Here is a 17,572-nt window from a genome sequence, read left to right on the forward strand (position 1 = left end):
ATTTTTTTTACCGCTGACGCATAAAACGCACACATAGAATAGCCATACCTCGTCTATCATAGCTCGTTCCCCTCAGACCGGTGACCCCGGATCCCCCCGCGTTTAAGCCCATAGGGCAAGGAGCCTATTGATGCGATTGCGTTCAACTCCAATTCTGCTTACGGCCCTGGCTTGTACCGTCATCGGACATGCCCAGACCAGCACGACTTCCGGAGCGATCCGGGGCCTGGTGAAGTCCCGGCAAGGTGCGACCGTGAAGGGTGCCACGCTGGCCGCCCGGAACATCGACACCGGGTTCTCCCAGACCGTGAGCACCAATGAACGCGGGGAGTACCAATTCGCGTTCCTTCCCGTTGGCGCCTACGACGTGACAGTCAGCGCCCCGGGCCTCCGATCCGGCAGGTCGGCCCATATCCGCGCAAGCCTGGGACAGACGACAGACCTGAACTTCACCCTGGATTCGGCGGAGGCTGGAGCCATGGTGGAGGTCGTCGCCCAATCGGAAGGCCTCGACGTCGCCCAGATCAACACCCAGACCTCCATCACGCAGGACCTGGTCGAGGCCGTTCCCGTCAACGGGCGCAACTTCACGGATCTCGTCCAGCTGACACCCGGCGCCTCCGTCGGAGCCACCAGCTACTACACCTCCGTGGAAGGCGCCCGCGGCGTCCAGAACAACCTCCAGATCGACGGCGCCAGCTTCAATTCAAAGTTCAACACCGAGCAGCGCGGCGGGACCCGCATTCCCTTCACCTTCGGCCAGGACTCCATCAAGGAGCTCCAGGTCATCACCAATTCCTTCGACGCCCAGTACGGCGACGCGGTGGGAGCGGTCGTCAATGCCGTGACCAAGACCGGAACCAATGAACCCAGCGGCATGGCATTCATCCTGTTCCGGCCCAGCAGCCTGGTCGCGAAGGTCAAGCCGGTGCCCTACGACCCGAAGGGCAGCGTCAACGATCCGGACGTCCGCACCCGGAACTTCCATTCGACCCAGGCCGGATTCAACTTCGGCGGGCCCATCATCAAAGATCGGCTCCACTACTTCGTCAACGTCGAAGCCTCCCGCACGAGCGAGGACAGCGTTCCCTCCTTCGGCTACAACGACGCCTACACCGGCAATGGAACGGCCAACTTCAACACCTTCTTCGGGGCGGGAGGCATGGGATCCCTCCTGGTCACCATGCCCGGCCGGACCCTGGCCCAGGAGAACAAGTCCGCCTGGGCCGATCGGCAGACCAACCTGACGGTCATGGGACGCCTGGATTGGACCATCAACACGGACCACCGCGCCTCCATCCGCCTGAACTCCCAGACCTACGAAGGACTCAACGACATCTACCCCGGCACCCGCCGGAGCGACACCGCGGAATCCGGCAACTCGACGATGAAGTTCTCGAGCCTGTCCACGGTGCTGGAGCTCAACTCGATCCTCGGCCCCAGCCTGGTCAACGAAGCCCGCATCCAGTTCGCCAACGAGAAGCGCCCCACCACCCCGAACACGACCCTCTCGGCTCCGGTCCGGATGGCCCGCATCGACAACAGCTACATCATCAACGCCGGTCAGTACTACATCGACCCCCGGAACACCGAGGAGAAGACCTTCCAGCTCCAGGACAACCTCACCTTCTTCAGCGGCGACTGGACGATCAAGGGCGGGGTGGACTTCCAGAAGGTCAGCATGAAGAACCGCTTCCTTCCCAGCGGACGGGGGAACTGGACCTTCACCACCTACGACGCGGCCAACCAGTGGTTTGCCGGGACCCTCAGCGGCACCGGCGTGAGCTACACCCAGGGCTATTCCCCCCTGGATGGCATGAGCGATTTCGATCTGGATTTCCTGGCCGGGTATGCCCAGGTCCAGTACGGCGGCCTCTTCAACCAGCGTCTGCTGCTCAGCCTTGGAGCCCGCTACACCGCCGAGCGCTGGAGCGGGAACCCCAACCCCAACTCCAAGCTGCAGGGCCTGGACCGCGCTCCCAACGACAGCGCGCTGGACCCCCGCTTCGGATTCTCGTTCGACCTCTTCGGCAACCGCCGCACCATCCTGCGCGGCGGATACGGCTGGTTCAGCGTGGGCAACCCCGGCCAGACGACGTCCGGCGCGATGATGAACAACGGCATCAACCTGCAGTCCTATTACGTCTCATCTTCTTCCTCGACGGGCCTGCCCATGTTCCAGCCCGGCGGGGTGCTTTCCGCCGGGTCCCGCTGGTCCGGCCCCGTGACGGGAGCCGGATCCCTCACCGCTGTTCCGCTGGACCAGCTGAGCGCCCTGCCGAAGGATTCCATCACGGTCACCCTGATTGATCCCGAGGCCAAGATGGCCCAGGCACGGACGGTCTCCCTGGGTCTCGAGCACGACTTCGGCAACGGCTACACGGGGGCGATCCGGGGAACCTACAAGCAGTTCAGGAACCTGCAGTACGCCGTCAACATCAACTTGGCCCAGTATGCGGACGGCAGCACCACCACGTTGAGCAAGGCCATCTACAACGACGGCTACTCGAGCACCTGGAACCACTTCTCGAATGCGACGGCCAATCGCCCGTACGCGGCCATCGTGCGGGGCCGCCAGCTCGACCTATCCGGCTTCGGCGACGTCATCCTCTCGAAATACGATGGCGAGGGCCGCTACAAGAGCCTGGTGCTCGAGGGATCCAAGCGCACGAACATGGGCTGGGGGTTCCGGGGCAGCCTCACCTTCTCCAAGGCCGAGGACAACAACTCCAACGACCGGGCCACCCTCACCTCCACCAATGCCCTGACGGAAAACCCCGCGGATCCCCTCGAATCCTATGCCCTGAGCGACAACGACCACAAATTCCGGGCGGTGCTCGCCTGGTATGCGCCCGCCTTCTTCGGGGTCCAGGTCTCCGGCATCACCACCTACACGACTGGACGTCCCTTCACCGCCGTCTACTACGACGACATCAACGGGGATGGCAAGTATCTCGACACCGCGAACGGCCGCAACACATTCCGGCAGCCGGCGGCCAAGACGTTCGATCTGCGCCTGTCCCGGACGTTCAAGGTCGCCCGCAAAGCAAGCCTCCAGGGCATCCTCGATGTCTTCAACGTCTTCAACTGGGCCAACCAGTACACCTCCCAGACGACCTACGCCAAGAACTCGGCCACCTATCCGGACAGCTACTCGGCGATCTTCGGAGCCATCGACCGGCCCGACAACCGCACGAGGGAGGTCCAGTTCACCCTCAAGTTCCGCTTCTAGGAGGCCGGCATGAATCCTTTCCATTCCGCCTCGCCCCTTTCAGGAGTCCGCATGTCCATCCAATCACTGCGCCAGAGGGCCGGCCGGGCCTTGATGGCCTTGTCCCTGGGCGCGTCCCTGGGCCTCGGCGCCCTCCAGCTCGCCTGCGCCAAGAACGACAGCAGCTACGAGCACCCCGCCCCTGCCATCTCCTCGTTCCAGGTTTCCCAGACGAATTCCTTCCCCACCGACCCGACGAAGCGGAAGACTGCCGAAAGCATCGCGGTCGGCGGGAGCGTCTGGTGCCTGGCCAACTTCGGGGCCAAGGATGGCTCCGCGACCGTGGCGCCGGGCAACATCCCGGTCACCAGCAATGTCCCTTTCCAGATCACCAACATTACCACTTCCACTATCTACACGCTCACCGTCACGAGCGGCGACGGGCAGAAGACTACCGCCACGATTTCAGTCACCGTGCTGACAGTCCCTTCGGGCCTGGTCTACGCCAACGAGGACGCCACCTACTACGTGGATCTGCAGATCCCCAGCAATGGACCCACCGCGATCGTGGGCAGCGCGCCCATCACCTACAGCGTGGACCCCGCTCTGCCTGCGGGTCTTGTCCTTGATGCGAACACGGGCATCATCACCGGCACCCCACAGGTCAGCACGCCCCAGGCCGCCTACACCGTGAAGGCCGCCAACACGGTGGGCAGCACGACCCGTCCCCTCAAGATCACCGTGGCCGCCACGCCGCTCACGTTCGGGATCAACCCCACGGCCATCTACCTAGGGTCAAGCGCCATCCTATCTTGGGACGCTTCCTCAGTGCCCGGGGTGTTCAGCGCCGTAACCATCTCAGCCAATCCTGCGGATGCGACCCTCGGAACCGGCCCCTTCAGCCTCTCCGGCACCAAGAATGTCAGCCCGATCGCCACCACGACCTACACCCTGACGGCCACACCGGCCAACGGGGGGGCCCCCGTGATCCGCAATGCCGGAGTCACCGTCGGCCCTGCGCCCGTGACCATCACCTCCTTCAGCTATGCGCCGACGAAGATTTTCTATGGCGGATCGACCACGCTCAGCTGGTCCTACACCGGTCTGCCCGACGTCCTGACACTCAATGGCGCGAACGCCCTTGGCAGCCTGAGTGCCGACGTCACTCCGCTCCGCCGCCAGTCCTTCACCCTCGTCGGCTCCAACAACCTCGGCGGAGACACCCGCACGATCAAGGTTCCCAGCAAGGGCCTGCACCACATCGCGGGCTCCTTCAGCTCCGGCCGCGGAAATGTCGATGGCGGCGTGGACGCGCTCACCGGGTTCTCGACCGCCCGGTTCTACCGGCCCAATGCCGTCGTCTGGGACGAGAAGGCCAATGACGGCACGATGGTGGTGGCCGACTACAGCGGGAACCTCGTGCGCCGGATCACGCCGGATCGCAAGGTGACCACCATCGCCGGCACGCCCGGTCTGGTGGGGAACCAGGCAGTTCAGACCGACACCACCACCCTGCTGACCCCCCGCAACATGGCGGTGGATCCCGTCACCGGCGACATCTACGTCGGTGGAGAGGGCTACACCATCAAGCGGCTCCTGAAGCTCGCCCCCAATGGTGACGGCACCTACACGCCCAGCCTCGTGGCCGGCTTCACGCTCAACACCAACGCTCTGGTGATCGACGCCAACCGGATGATGTATTTCGTCGAGTTCAGCGCCAGCGCGGGGAACTTCTACACCATGGATCTCACCTCGGCTTCCCCCGCGCCGACCCTGGTCGCCAACCTCTATACCAGCGGCGTTTCCAGCGCCACAGCCATGGCCAGGGACTTCAGCGGTGGCCGCAAGCTCCTCTACGTGGTCTGCAGCAACAAGGTGATGAAGATCGACCTCTCGGGCGCCAGCCCGGTGGCCACCCTCTTCGCCGGAACTGGCACCGCGGGCTTCGCCGACAATGCGTCCGCCGCTTCCGGCCTGCTCCGCGGTCCCCAGGGCGTGTCCGCCGACACCACTGGGAACGTCTACATCGCGGACCGCGACAACTTCGCCGTGCGCATGGTGCCCGCCTCCGGCCCCCTGGCCGGGGCGCTGATCACCATCGCCGGCAGGACGGGAACGGCCGGTGAAGGTTATGCCTCCTCCAGCATCACCCTGGACGGCACCGCCAACCTACCGACCTCCACCACCGCTTGCCTCAGCAATGTCTACTACGTGCTGGCACAGGGTGATGGGGCGGCTGGTTCCAGGATCTTCGTGGCCGACGCCGGGGCGGGCTTCGACAACCAGGCCATCCGCGTCATGACGGTTTCCTCCCCATCCGCCGGACAGCTGACCTACACGCTCGACGACCCCTCCAAGCCCGCAGGCTACGCCCATGCCGGCTCCCCGCGAGTGGTCGGATATGCCGATGGTGTGGGCGTCAACGCCAAGTTCACCTTCGGCAATGCCTCCGGCGCCAACCTGGCCACCTTGCCTGACGGCAGCCTGACCTTCGCGGCGGATACCGTGAACAACCTCGTCCGCGTCATCGCCTCGGACGGCACGGTCACCACCCTGAAGGACGCCACGGCCACCAACATCGCCTTCTCCACCCCGAAGAGCGTGGCCGTCCAGGTGAACCCCACCACCAAGGCCCTCGTGGCCCTGTTCGTGGGAGATACCGGCGCCACCAAGAAGCTCCGGAAGTTCACCCCCAATGGCGACGGCACCTTCACCGAGGCCGTCTTCACCGTGAGCGGTGGGACCTATCCGGCTTCGCCGAACCACGCTGGCCTGGCCGTGGATTCCACGAACGGCCTGGTCTATGCCACCGACGCCACCCTGGCCCGGGTCTTCCGGATCGACCCCGCCACTGGCGTCAGTTCGGACTTCGTGGCCGCTCCCGGCACCAATCCCACTGGCATCGCCGTGGCCGCGAACGGCTCCGTCTGGGTGTCGGTCACCGGCGCCAGCCAGGTGAAGTGTTTCGACGCCTCGGGCGCCCTGCTGCTCACCGTGGGTACCGGCACAGCCGGCTGGGCTGACGGCTCCGCGAGTACCGCCCAGTTCGCGGCGCCCATCGGCATCGCGACTGCGGGCAGCATCGTCTACGTGGCGAACTACACTGGCAGCCAGACGTCACCCCAGAACGGCATCCGCGCGATCGATGCCGTCACTGGCGACGTCACCACCCTGCTCGGAGCCGCGGCCAGCACCACAAACCAGACGCTCTTCGGCCTGAAGCCGGGCTACCTGAACCCCGACAATACTGGGAACAATGCGAGCAAGAGCCTCCTGGGCGCGGTGCTCTACGGACCCCAGGGTCTCTCGGCCAACGCGGACGGCGATCTGATGGTCTCCACGCCGCACTCGGTCTATCAGGTGGTGGCACCCGCCAATCAGTAGGCTGGGTCATCAGTCACGAAAAGGGCCCCGGCAACTGCCGGGGCCCTTTTCGTGAGGCCCAACCGTGGCCCTGCAGGTTTCCAGATGAAGGCCCTGATGTCCCGGCCTTGGTACCATCGCGATTCCAGCGCTCCTCCCCGAGGACCTGGCCTGTCTTGCAGAAGCCATTGGGGCCGTGGGTCCCACGGTACGCGGGTCCACCCCAGTGGCCGCGCCTTTCCTCCTGCCTAGCGCAGCTTCAGAGAGCTGAGGGCGAGGATCGAGCAGACGATGGCGGTGATCCAGAGGCGGATCACCACTTTCGTTTCCTGGAGGCCGCCCAACTCGAGATGGTGGTGGAAGGGCGCCATGCGGAAGATGCGCTTGCCGCCGCGGAACTTGAAGCTGCCGACCTGGAGGATGACGCTCACGGCTTCCAGCACGAAGAGGCCGCCGGCGATGACCAGCAGCACTTCCTGCTTGATGACCACGGCCACGGTCCCCAGCGCCCCACCCAGGCCCAGGGAGCCCGTGTCGCCCATGAAGACCTCAGCCGGGTGGGCGTTGAACCACAGGAAGCCCAGGCAGGCTCCCGCCATGGCGCCCATGAAGACCGACAGCTCGGCGCCACCGGGAACGTGAGGCACCACCAGGTAGGCCGCGATCTTCGCGTGGCCCACCACGTAGGCCAGGATCGCGTAGGTGAGCGACACGATGAGCGTGCCGCCGATGGCCAGGCCATCGAGGCCGTCCGTGAGGTTCACGGCGTTGCTCGTGCCTACCATCACCAGCCAGATCCACGGGATGAGCAAGACGCCCACGTTGGGGCGGAAGTTCTTGAAGAAGGGCACCGAGAGCTGGCTCGTGGCCGCGCCGCGCAGGCCGAAGTGCAGGATCAGCCAGGCCACCAGCAGGGAGATGCCCGTGAGCAGAGCCATCTTCTGCCAGCTGCTGAGGCCGAGGTTCTGCTTCTTGAGCAGTTTCTGCGCGTCATCGAAGGCACCCACGGTGCCGAACCCCAGCAGCGCCATCAGCGCCACCCAGATGGCACCACTCTTGAGGTCGCACCACAGCAGCGTGGACACCGTGATCACCAGCAGGATGAGGATGCCGCCCATGGTGGGCGTCCCCGCCTTCTTCTGGTGGTGCTCGGGGCCCTCGCCGCGGATGTGCTGGCCCATCTTGAGGGCGGTCAGCGTCCGGATCACCCAGGGCCCCAGCACCAGGCTGAGGACCATGGCCGTGGCCGCGGCCATGGCCGTCCGAAAGGTGACGTAGCGGAAGACCGAGAAGCCGGGGATCGCGTCGCGGAAGGGATAGAGGAGCCAAGGAAGCATGTGGGTTCCGGAATTCTGAAGACTGGGGGCTGAAAACTGAGGAATGAGGACTGAGGGCTGAGGACTGAGGACTGAATCAGTGGGTGAGGAGCCACTCGACAGCGCGTTCCGAGCGCCAGAACCGGCTGCCTTTCACCAGGATACGGGCTCCCGGAGGGATGGCGGACAGACCTGCGGCGGCGTCGCGCAGCGATTCGAAATCAGGGAAGGCCACGGCTCGGAGGCCGAAGCCCTCCGCGTAATCCTCCGCGAAGTCCCCATAGGCCCAGAGTCGGGACAGTCCCAGGGCCTTGAGAGCGGCGCCGGTCTCGCGATGGATCTGCGCGGAGTGGGCCCCCAGTTCCCTCATGGAGCCGAGAACCGCCACAGTCTCTCCGCCCGGCAGGTCCAGCAGGGCATGGGCGCAGGCCAGGATGGAGTCGGAGCTGGCGTTGTAGCTCTCATCCAGAAGGCAGCCGCCACTAGGCAGGCCGTGGAGCCGGCCCCGGCCCGGTTCCGGCGCGACCGTTCCCAGGCCCGCCGCCACGCGTTCCGGATCATGGCCCGCATGGATGGCCAGGGATGCGGCCAGGGCGGCGTTGCGCACCTGGTGCTCCCCGGGGAGCTGGATCCGCACCGGGAACGCGCCCTTGGGCGTGCGCAGGAGGAACGCCTCTCCCGCGGCCCCCAGGGACTCGACGCCCTCCCAGCCGTAAGGGTGCCCCTCGCCCACGGGCAGGGCCTCGGCGTGGCTGGCCCAGGGCTGCTCCGCGATCCAGCGGCACCACGGGTCCGAGGCCAGGTGGGCCCAGACACCGCCTCGCACCAGGCCGGCCACCAGCTCGCCTTTTGCCTCGGCGATGCCTTGCTGGCCCTTGGCGAAATTCTCGGCGTGGGCGGTGCCCACCAGGGTGATGAGGCCGAAGTCCAGGGGGGCGATCTCCGTGAGGCGCCGGATCTCCCCGGGCGTGCTCATGCCCATTTCCAGCACCGCGGCGCCGAGGCCTTCAGGCAGGGTGGCCAGAGCCTCGGGCAGGCCCAGGGTGTTGTTGCGGTTCCCGGGGGTCTTCCAGCCGCCCACGGCTGCCGCCAGCAGCTCCTTGGTACTGGTCTTACCGACGCTTCCGGTGACGCCGAACACTGCCTTCGGGCGCACCGCCGCCAGCCGGGCCTGGCCCCAGCGCTGGAGGGCGTCCAAGGTATCCGGCACCACGAGCTGTGGACAGTCGCTGTCCACCGGATGGTCCACCAGCAGGCAGGCGGCGCCCTTCTCCACCGCCTGGGGAACGAACTCGTGCCCATCCCGCTCGGCCCGCAGAGCCACGAAGCAGGCGCCGGGCTCCAGGGTTCGCGTATCCAGCGAAAGCGAGGACGGCACCACGGCGCCGTCGCCCAGGATCTCGCCGCCCACCTGGGAGGCGGCCTGGAACAGGGACCAGAGGCTCGTAGATGGGCTCGCAGATGAGCTCATGGTTGCTCCTTCGCCGAGGCTCGCCGCAGACGGTCGCGAACCGCCAGCCAGGCCTCGTCCTCCGGCGGGCGCTCCATGAAGATACGCTCGCAGCCTGCATCGTCCAGCTCATGGAGGAGGGCGTAGAGCCTCGCCCCGACCATGTCCGCATCCAGGGGCAGGAGGATGCCGCGGACCCCCGGGGGGAGCGGGGGGAGGGTTCCGAGGGCCACGTACGCCACGGAACCCGATGTCCCGGACAAGGTTTCGCGCGGGGTCTCGCGCAGACCGGAACCTGGCGCCACCAAATGCAGCCGGGCCCGGGGGGCGTAGTGGCGCTCGGCCATGCCGGGAGCCGCCTGGCGATCGCCCGCCCGGACCGCCCCCGCCCAGAGGTCCACGGGACCGACCAGAACCTCGAGGTCGGCCGGTGGGATGGGGCCTGGGCGAAGCACGCAGGGCCGGTCTCTGGACAGGTCCAGGATCGTCGATTCCAGGCCTGCCTCTGTCGGCCCCCCATCAAGGATGAGATCCACCGCCTCGCCCAGGCTGGAGGCCACGTGCTGGGCCAGCGTGGGCGACAGGTGCTGGCTGCGGTTCGCGCTGGGCGCGGCCAGGGGGCGCCCGGTGGCGCGGATCAGGGCCAAAGCCACTGGATGGGCGGGGCAGCGCAGGGCCACCGAGGGGCCGCCGGCGCGGACGATGGAAGGCACGGCGCCTGAAGCGGGCAGGACCAGGGTCAGCGGCCCGGGCCAGAACCGCTCCGCCAGCCTTTGCGCTTCGGGGGGCCAGCGGGAGACAAGCGCCTGGGCGGAGGCTGCGTCGGCCACGTGGAGGATCACCGGATTCGTGGCCGGGCGTCCCTTGGCGGTGTAGATCCGGGCTACCGCCTCGGGATTCAGGCCGTCGGCCCCCAGGCCGTACACGGTCTCCGTGGGGAAAGCCACCAGACCCCCTGCACGCAGCAGGGCCGCGGCCTCCGCGATGGCCGGATCCTCCGGGCCGGAGACGGGAAGGATCCGCGTCATCGGCTACCCCTCAGCGCGGCTTCGACGGCCAGGCGGTCGCTGTAGGGGTGTTTCACGCCCCGGATCTCCTGGTAGGGCTCGTGGCCCTTTCCCGCCAGCAGCAGCAGATCACCGGGCCGGCAGTCCGCCAGCGCCTGCCGCACGGACTCCTGCCGGTCGGCGTTGCGATGGTAGCGGACGCCATCGGTGCGCAGGGCCTCCGGGATGCCCGGAGCCGCATCGTCCAGGATGCGTTCGGGATCCTCGCCGCGCGGGTTGTCGCTGGTGTGCCAGAGCACGTCCGCCCCCGCGGCCACCGCCGCGGCCATGAGCGGGCGTTTGGCGCGGTCGCGATCGCCCCCGCAACCGAAGAGCACGTGCAGTCGCCCGCCCGGCGGCAGCAGGCGGCGGCCCTCCGCCAGCAGCTTCTCCAACGCGTCCGGCGTGTGGGCGTAGTCCACCATCACGCCGAAGGGCTGGCCGCAATCCACTCGCTCCAGCCGCCCGGGAGCGCCCTGGACCATGGGGACGGCGGGCACCAGCCGGTCCAGGTCGAAGCCCGCCTCGGCGCAGGCCGCGAGGGCCCCCAGCAGGTTGTACACGTTGAACCGGCCCAGGAGCGGGCTCCTGACGTCCCAGCTTCGCCGCTCCGTGGCCAGGGTGAAACGAGTCCCCGTGGGCCCCAGGTCCACATCCCGGGCCTGGTAGCGGGCGGCGCGATCCACCGCATAGCTGGCATGGCCCTCGCGTTCCAGCAGCACGCGGCACCAGGGGTCGTCAGCATTCACGAGGAAGCGGTCGCACTGAGCCACCAGCCGGTGCTTGGCCTCGAAGTAGGCCTCCATGGTGCCGTGGTAGTCCAGGTGGTCCTGGGTGAGGTTGGTGAAGACGCCGACCTTGAACCGCGCGCCGTGGACACGTCCGAGACAGAGTGCATGGCTGCTCACCTCCACCGCGGAGGCTGCGTCGCCGGCCTCCACACTGCGGCGCAGCCAGCGGTAGAAGGCTGGGCTTTCCGGCGTGGTGCGGACCGCCTCCTCCTCCACATCTCCGGCCGCGTTCAGCACCGTGCCCACCAGGCCGCAGCCGAGGCCGGCTCCCCGCAGAAGCTGGCGGATGAGCGTGGTGGTGGTCGTCTTGCCGTTGGTGCCCGTGACGCCGATCAGCGCCAGGCGCTCATCCGGCGCGCCATGGAGGCAGCGGGCCAGGTCGGCCATGCGAAGGCGGGGGTCCCCGACGAAGGCGCACCCGGCGATCCCCGGCGGCAGGTCCACCGGGGATTCGGAGATCACCGCGGCAGCGCCTTGGCCCAGGGCCTGCGGCACGAAGGCGGCGCCATCGGCCTTCTCGCCCTTGAGGGCCAGGAAGGCCCAGCCGGGACGGACTTCGCGGCTGTCGCTGGTGAGATCCGCCACCTCGACATCCGGACCGGAGCGGCGCACGGCCAGGCCTTCGATGAGCACATCCAGCTTCATGGCATCCCCGCCTTGATCTTCACCGCCGTGCCCGGCTCCAGCGGGGTTCCCGGCGCAGGACTCTGCCCCACCACGTGCGTGGCGGTGGTGCCGGGCGCCGCGTCCACCTTCGGATTCCCGCCCACCAGCACCACGCGGTGGATGGCGGCCTTGAGGCTCAGGCCCTGGAGGTCGGGGACCCGGCCCCGTTCCACGTGCAGGGCGGCTTCATCCGTTTCGCTCACGGGCCAGTCACGCAGGGACAGCTTCAGGTCCGCCTCCCGGTCGGGGTCCGGAGAGGTCTGCCGGAAGCGCAGGATGCCGTCGCCGATGCGCTTGAACAGGGGCGCCGCCACGTCGCCGCCGGTGGTGTCGCCGGCGGGGTCGTCCAGCATCACCAGGACCCCGAACTGGGGCTTGTCGGCCGGGAAGAAGCCCATGAAGGACGCGAAGTGGCGCTTGGGGTCGTACTGACCGTCGATGAGCTTGCGGCTCGTACCCGTCTTGCCGAAGGCCTCCACACCGTTGTCGAGCTTCGCCTTCTTTCCGGTCCCCTGGGTGATGACGCCCTTCAGGGTCTCCTTCATGAGGTTCGCGGTCTCCTCGCTGATGACCTGGCCGCGCACGGTGGGCTTGAACTCCTTCAGCAGCAGGCCCTTGTCGTTGTAGATGCGCTGCACGAGGATCGGCTGCATGAGCTTGCCGCCGTTGGCCAGGGCACAGCCGGCCATGAGGATCTGCAGGGGTGTGGTGCTGAGGCCGTAGCCGTACGACATCGTGTACTGGGTGGGCACGCTCCAGCGGTCCGGCGCGATGAGGCGGCCCGAGCTCTCGCCGGGGAAGTTCAGTCCCGTCGCATCGCCGAAGCCGAACTTCCGCAGGTACTGGTAGTGCACCGCCGGGTCGAGGCGGATGCCGATCTTCGCGGCGCCGATGTTGGAGCTCTGCCAGAGCACTTCCTCGAAGGTGAGGAGGCCGTGGCGGTGGGTATCCGTGATGGGCGGGACTTTCGCGCTGTACTGCCAGCGGCCCGACATGCAGTCGATGCGCTCGCCCAGGTGGATCTTGCGCTCCTCCAGGGCCATGGCGGCGGTGAAGATCTTCATGGTGGATCCGGGCTCGTAGACATCCTCCACCGGATGCACCTTGCGGGCCGCCTTCTGGCGCTCCAGTTCGCGGTTGAGCTCGTCCCGTTCCGCGGAGGAAAGCTCCGATTCTGTACGATTGCGGAACTTCTTGGGCAGGATGTGGTTCGGATCGAAGGTGGGCGTGCCGGCCATGGCGAGGATCTCCCCGGTGCGGGGGTCCACCACCACCGCGTAGGCCGTGCGCGGCCGCGAGAGACGCACACCCTCTTCGAGCGCGTCTTCCACGATGTGCTGGATGGAGGCATCCAGGCTGAGCTGGAGGGAGGCCCCGTTCACGGGGATCTTGCTGTAGTTCTCTTGTAGGATGAGCAGCTTGCCGTGGGCATCCTTGGGGGCGATGAGCTCGCCCTTCACCCCCGCCAGCTGCTTGTCGTAGGTCTGTTCGATGCCCAGCTGGCCCAGGCCGTCGATGTTGGTGAAACCGATGATCTGCGCCGCCAGGCTGCCCCGCGGGTAGAAGCGCTGGCTTTCAGGCTGGAACTCGACGCCATCCAGGTTCAAGGCCCGCACGGCAGCCGTCTTGACCGGGGGCAGATGCCGCTCCAGATAGACGAAGGTCTTCTTCCGCAGGAGCTTGTCCAACACCTGGGCCCGCGTCTGCTCCAGGATGGGCGCGAGCTTCGCCGCCACGGCGGCGGCCGTCTTGCGGTCAGGCTCGCCCCACTGGCGCTCCTCCCCCCTTCCCGGCTTGTAGTCCGGGTAGAACACGCGGGGATCGACGAAAAGGCTCTCCACCTTGATGGAGATGGCGAGCGGCTCGCCTCGCCGGTCCCGCAGCTCGCCCCGGATGGGGGGGATCGGCACGATGGTGGTGTGCTGCTGATCGGCCCTGGCCTGGTACTTCCTGTGCTCGATGCCCTGCAGCCAGAGCAGGCGCAACAGGATGAGCAGCGCCCACAGGGCCATGCCGCCCATAATCCAGGGCAGGCGCTGGTTCAGCAGATCCTGGGGATCCTGCCGGCCGAGTAGGCGGCGGGATACGCGGGGCTCGGTGGCGAAGCGGATGGACACGGGAAGGCCGGTGGCGGGATGGAACGGTGGCGGGGCCGGCGGCCCCCTGCCTACAGACTACAATCCATCGGACGACACCGGGCGGAGCTTGGCCAGGCGCTGATCCTCCGGGGTGAAGCCACGGCGGACCAGGTGGCTCTGCTTACGGGGCTGGAGCCCGGCCTTCTCGGCATAGTTCTGGACTTCCTCATCGCGCTGGTAGCGGCTGCGCTCCAGCAGGAGCTTGCGCTGGAGCTCCTCCTCCTTGCGGATGCGCTCCTTCAGGTCGCCCATGGCATAGCCCAGGCGGGTGCTCTGGATCTTCAGGTACGCCAGGACGCCCAGAGGCATGGCCAGGGCCAGCACCAGGAGCAGCACGCGCAGGATGCCTTCGCTCTCGACCGTCCGGACGGGAGCGGTGGGGCTGGGCAGGATTCCGGCAGCCATGGTTGACCTCGATCAGGGGAGGCGCTCTGCCACGCGGAGGCGGGCGGAGCGAGAGGGGGGATTCACGGCGGCCTCGGCCTCGCTGGGCGCGAGACCACCGGGATGGATGAGCTTGAGGAGCTTGGGGAGCGCGACGGGGGCCGTCCGGCCGGGCCCGTCGTAGATGCCCGCGAGGCGCCGCAGCGTCTGCTTGACGATGCGATCCTCCAGGCTGTGGAAGCTGATGACGGCCAGGCGCCCGCCGGGGCGCAGGTGTCCAGCGGCGGATTCCAAGGCGGCGGCCAGCCGGTCCAGCTCGCCGTTCACGGCGATGCGGATGGCCTGGAAGGTGCGGGTGGCGGGGTCGCTGTGGCCCTTTCGCTTGGCCGGCTCGCGGGGGATGACCGTGTAGACGGCTTCGGCCAGATCCTTGGTGGTGGCCAGCCGGCCTTCGCGGTGCGCCCGGAGGATGGCGCGGGCGATGGGCCGGCTGGCGCGCTCTTCGCCGTACTGGTAGATCGCGTCGGCCAGGCTCTCGTCGGTCTGTTCCGCGATCCACTCCACGGCAGTGGGGCCGGAGGTGGTGTCCATGCGCATGTCGAGAGGCCCTTCATCCCGGAAGCTGAAGCCGCGCTCCGGGCTGCGGAGCTGCAGGGTGGAAACACCCAGGTCCGCGAGGATGGCGTCGAAGCCGCCGGGGGCGGACTCGGCCTTCCAGGCCAGGAACCGGGCATCGTTCCAGAGGTCCTCGTAGGCGCAGGCCAGGATCTCGAGGCGCGCATCGTCGCCCAGGCGGCGGCGGGCCAGGTAGCGGGCCTCGGGATCGCGGTCGACGCCCAGGTAGCGGGCGCCCTTGTCGCAACGGGCCAGCAGGGCTTCCGCGTGGCCGCCCAGGCCCAGGGTGAGGTCCAGGATCCGGGCCGCCGGGGGCAGCACCAGGTTGTCCAGCACCTCCTGGAGGAGGACGGGGACATGGGTGGGGGGCTGAGTGGCCATCATCAGATCCCCAGGTCCGCGAGCTGGGCCAGATCCTCGGCGCCCAGGGGTTCGGCCGCCAGGCGGCGCTCGAAGCCGGCCTTGTTCCACAGGGCCAAGTGGTCCATCTGTCCCAGTACGGCCACCTCGCCGGTGAGCTGGGCGGCCTCCCGCAGGATGGGCGGAATGACGAAGCGGCCCTGGGCGTCCGGCTCCACCTCGCTGCCGAAGTAGGCCGTGGTCTCCAGGAACTTGCGCTTGGCGGGGCTGGTGGACGGCAGGGCTGCCAGCCGGGCCTCGATGGCCTCCCAGACCGGCAGGGGGTAGAGGCGGGCGGAGCGACCGTCCAGGGAGGTCAGGTAGTGCCGCAGGGTGCCGACGCCTTCACGCAGAGCTTCGGCCCCCTCGCCCTGGGCGAAGGATTCGAGCTCGGCCTTGAAGGAGGAGGGGAGCTTCAGTCGTCCCTTCTCGTCCACCGTGGCCGGTGAATTACCGCGGAGTCGCAGCACCGGCATCGCCTTTCAACTGCGGCTTCAGGGGATACCATGGGGACGAGGTGAACCACTTTGATCCACTTCAGACCACTTTTCTCCACTGAGAACCACTTCAAAGTCTAGAAAGGCATGTGAATGCAACAAGTGAAAATAAAAGCGAAACCATGCATTAAAAAAACAGATCTCCGCTGGTGCAGACCCCTCCCAGGCCAGCTAACCGGCGTCTCCATAGCACTTGGCCTTCTCAGCTTCGGGCGGGCGGGGCCCCCTCCCGCTTCGGGACGGTCATCACGATGGCCAGGATGGCGACAAGAACCATGAACGCGTTGAACATCAGCGCCATCCCCGCGGCGAACCGGACTTCGATGTTGTCCGTGCGCCCCATGAAGATGCCCGCCATGGGGACCAGGCCCTCGGAGCGGCCCAAGCCTGTGAAGATCGCCGCGGACAGGGCCACGCCGAAGGCGGCGCCCAGGGACGAGGCCATCTTGTAGATCCCCGAGGCGGACCCGGCCTTGTCCTGGGGCACGTTGGACAGGGCCGCGTCCGTGGACGGAGTCGCATAGAGCCCCAGGCCGATGCCGAACAGGGTGAACCCCACGAACGCCGTGGCGATGTAGGTCCGGGCCAGCAGGAAGGTGGAGGTCGTCAGCAGGATGCCCGCGGTGGTGATCCAGCAGCCGAGCAGCATGGGCTTCCGCGGGCCCCAGCGCTGGAGCAGCTTCTCGCCCACGCGGATGGTCGAGAGGATGGCGACCAGGTACCCGGTGGTCATCAGGCCGGACTGCAGGGAGGAGAGCCCGGCCTCCTGCTGGACAAGCGAGAGGGCCACCAGGAGCGTCCCGGCAGCCCCGTTGAGCAGAAAGTTGGAGAGGGTGGCGCCGGTGTAGGTCCGGTTGTCGAAGAGCCGCAGGTCCACGAAGCTGTTGGCGCTGCTGGTCTCGACCTTCAGGAAGATGACCCCGGCCACCAGGAACAGGACCGCCAGACCCACGGCCGCGGGGCTCATCCAGCCCAGGTCCGAACCCCGGCCGATGACCACGTTCAGCGCCACCATGGCGACGATGAAGGCGGCGAGGCCCGCCCAGTCGAAGGGCCTGCGCTCCGTGGACTCGACCCGGCTTTCAGGCGTGCCCCGCAGGAGGAGGAAGCTGGCCACGGCCACCAGGACCGACATCCAGAAGATCCAGCGCCACCCCAGGGTCGAGGCCACCAGCCCGCCGAAGAGCGCGCAGAGACCCGAGCCACCCCAGGACCCGATGGACCAGTAGCTCAGGGCCCGCTGGCGGTCCTTCCCCTCGAAGCAGGCCTTCATCAGGGCCAGGGTCGCCGGCATGATGCAGGCCGCAGACATGCCCTGGATGACGCGCCCGGCCATGAGGAAGGCGGCGGTCCCCGCGGGCGACAGGGCGATCAGCGCCGACCCGGCCATGCTGAGGGCCAGGCCCGCGTAGGTCAGCTTCACGCGCCCCAGGCGATCGGCCAGGCCGCCCGCCACGACGATGAAGATTCCCGAGAACAGGGCCGTGATGCTGACGGCCAGGTTGCTCATCCCGTCGGAGATGCGCAGTTCGGTCCGCATGGCCGGTGCCACGTTCAGAGTCGTCTGGGCGAAAAGCCAGAAGGTGACGACTGCCAGGACGATGCCAAGGATGAGCCGATCCGTGCCCCTGTATCCCCCGGCGGCCTTTGCGGTTCCGTTCGTTGGGCTCATGGACGACCTCCGCGGGCTGGGGTG

11 protein-coding genes are annotated in these 17,572 nt (G+C 67.6%); 2 read left to right on the top strand and 9 right to left on the bottom strand.

What is annotated here, in order from left to right; translation table 11 throughout:
• Window positions 1-130 precede the first annotated feature (130 nt).
• Both MLE64_RS03885 and MLE64_RS03890 read left to right on the top strand, forming a co-directional pair.
• Window positions 131-3,232, top strand: coding sequence for a TonB-dependent receptor (locus tag MLE64_RS03885; protein ID WP_243316234.1), 3,102 nt, complete (start codon window positions 131-133; stop codon window positions 3,230-3,232).
• A 51-nt stretch (window positions 3,233-3,283) separates the two neighbouring features.
• Window positions 3,284-6,595, top strand: coding sequence for a putative Ig domain-containing protein (locus tag MLE64_RS03890; RefSeq protein ID WP_243316245.1), 3,312 nt, complete (start codon window positions 3,284-3,286; stop codon window positions 6,593-6,595).
• Window positions 6,596-6,822: 227 nt separating this feature from the next.
• On the opposite strand, the gene mraY is transcribed toward MLE64_RS03890, so the two are convergent.
• The 9 genes from mraY to MLE64_RS03935 all read right to left on the bottom strand — a co-directional run bounded on the left by mraY (window position 6,823) and on the right by MLE64_RS03935 (window position 17,548).
• On the bottom strand, window positions 6,823-7,911 hold the full coding sequence (mraY, locus tag MLE64_RS03895) for a phospho-N-acetylmuramoyl-pentapeptide-transferase (protein ID WP_243316247.1): 1,089 nt from the start codon (window positions 7,909-7,911) through the stop codon (window positions 6,823-6,825).
• A 76-nt stretch (window positions 7,912-7,987) separates the two neighbouring features.
• Entirely contained in the window at window positions 7,988-9,361 is a 1,374-nt protein-coding gene (locus MLE64_RS03900) for a UDP-N-acetylmuramoyl-tripeptide--D-alanyl-D-alanine ligase (RefSeq protein WP_243316249.1), read from the bottom strand.
• On the bottom strand, window positions 9,358-10,368 hold the full coding sequence (locus tag MLE64_RS03905; RefSeq protein WP_243316252.1) for an L-threonylcarbamoyladenylate synthase: 1,011 nt from the start codon (window positions 10,366-10,368) through the stop codon (window positions 9,358-9,360). The genes MLE64_RS03900 and MLE64_RS03905 overlap by 4 nt, the downstream gene beginning before the upstream one ends.
• On the bottom strand, window positions 10,365-11,822 hold the full coding sequence (locus MLE64_RS03910) for a UDP-N-acetylmuramoyl-L-alanyl-D-glutamate--2,6-diaminopimelate ligase (protein ID WP_243316253.1): 1,458 nt from the start codon (window positions 11,820-11,822) through the stop codon (window positions 10,365-10,367). Before MLE64_RS03910 ends, MLE64_RS03905 begins: the two co-directional genes overlap by 4 nt.
• The gene (locus MLE64_RS03915) at window positions 11,819-13,960 is read right to left on the bottom strand and encodes a penicillin-binding transpeptidase domain-containing protein (protein WP_243316255.1); all 2,142 of its coding nucleotides are present in this window, start codon (window positions 13,958-13,960) and stop codon (window positions 11,819-11,821) included. Before MLE64_RS03915 ends, MLE64_RS03910 begins: the two co-directional genes overlap by 4 nt.
• A gap of 57 nt (window positions 13,961-14,017) precedes the next feature.
• The gene (locus MLE64_RS03920) at window positions 14,018-14,386 is read right to left on the bottom strand and encodes a hypothetical protein (protein WP_243316264.1); all 369 of its coding nucleotides are present in this window, start codon (window positions 14,384-14,386) and stop codon (window positions 14,018-14,020) included.
• Window positions 14,387-14,398: 12 nt separating this feature from the next.
• Window positions 14,399-15,361, bottom strand: coding sequence for a 16S rRNA (cytosine(1402)-N(4))-methyltransferase RsmH (rsmH, locus tag MLE64_RS03925; RefSeq protein WP_243316265.1), 963 nt, complete (start codon window positions 15,359-15,361; stop codon window positions 14,399-14,401).
• A gap of 2 nt (window positions 15,362-15,363) precedes the next feature.
• Window positions 15,364-15,855 carry a division/cell wall cluster transcriptional repressor MraZ gene (locus tag MLE64_RS03930; RefSeq protein WP_243316268.1) on the bottom strand — a complete coding sequence of 164 codons (492 nt, stop codon included), beginning with the start codon at window positions 15,853-15,855 and terminating at the stop codon, window positions 15,364-15,366.
• A 223-nt stretch (window positions 15,856-16,078) separates the two neighbouring features.
• Window positions 16,079-17,548 carry an MFS transporter gene (locus MLE64_RS03935; RefSeq protein WP_243316269.1) on the bottom strand — a complete coding sequence of 490 codons (1,470 nt, stop codon included), beginning with the start codon at window positions 17,546-17,548 and terminating at the stop codon, window positions 16,079-16,081.
• Window positions 17,549-17,572: the final 24 nt, after the last annotated feature.

Origin of the sequence: Geothrix paludis (genome assembly GCF_022808815.1) — a bacterium.
Lineage (GTDB): Bacteria > Acidobacteriota > Holophagae > Holophagales > Holophagaceae > Geothrix > Geothrix paludis.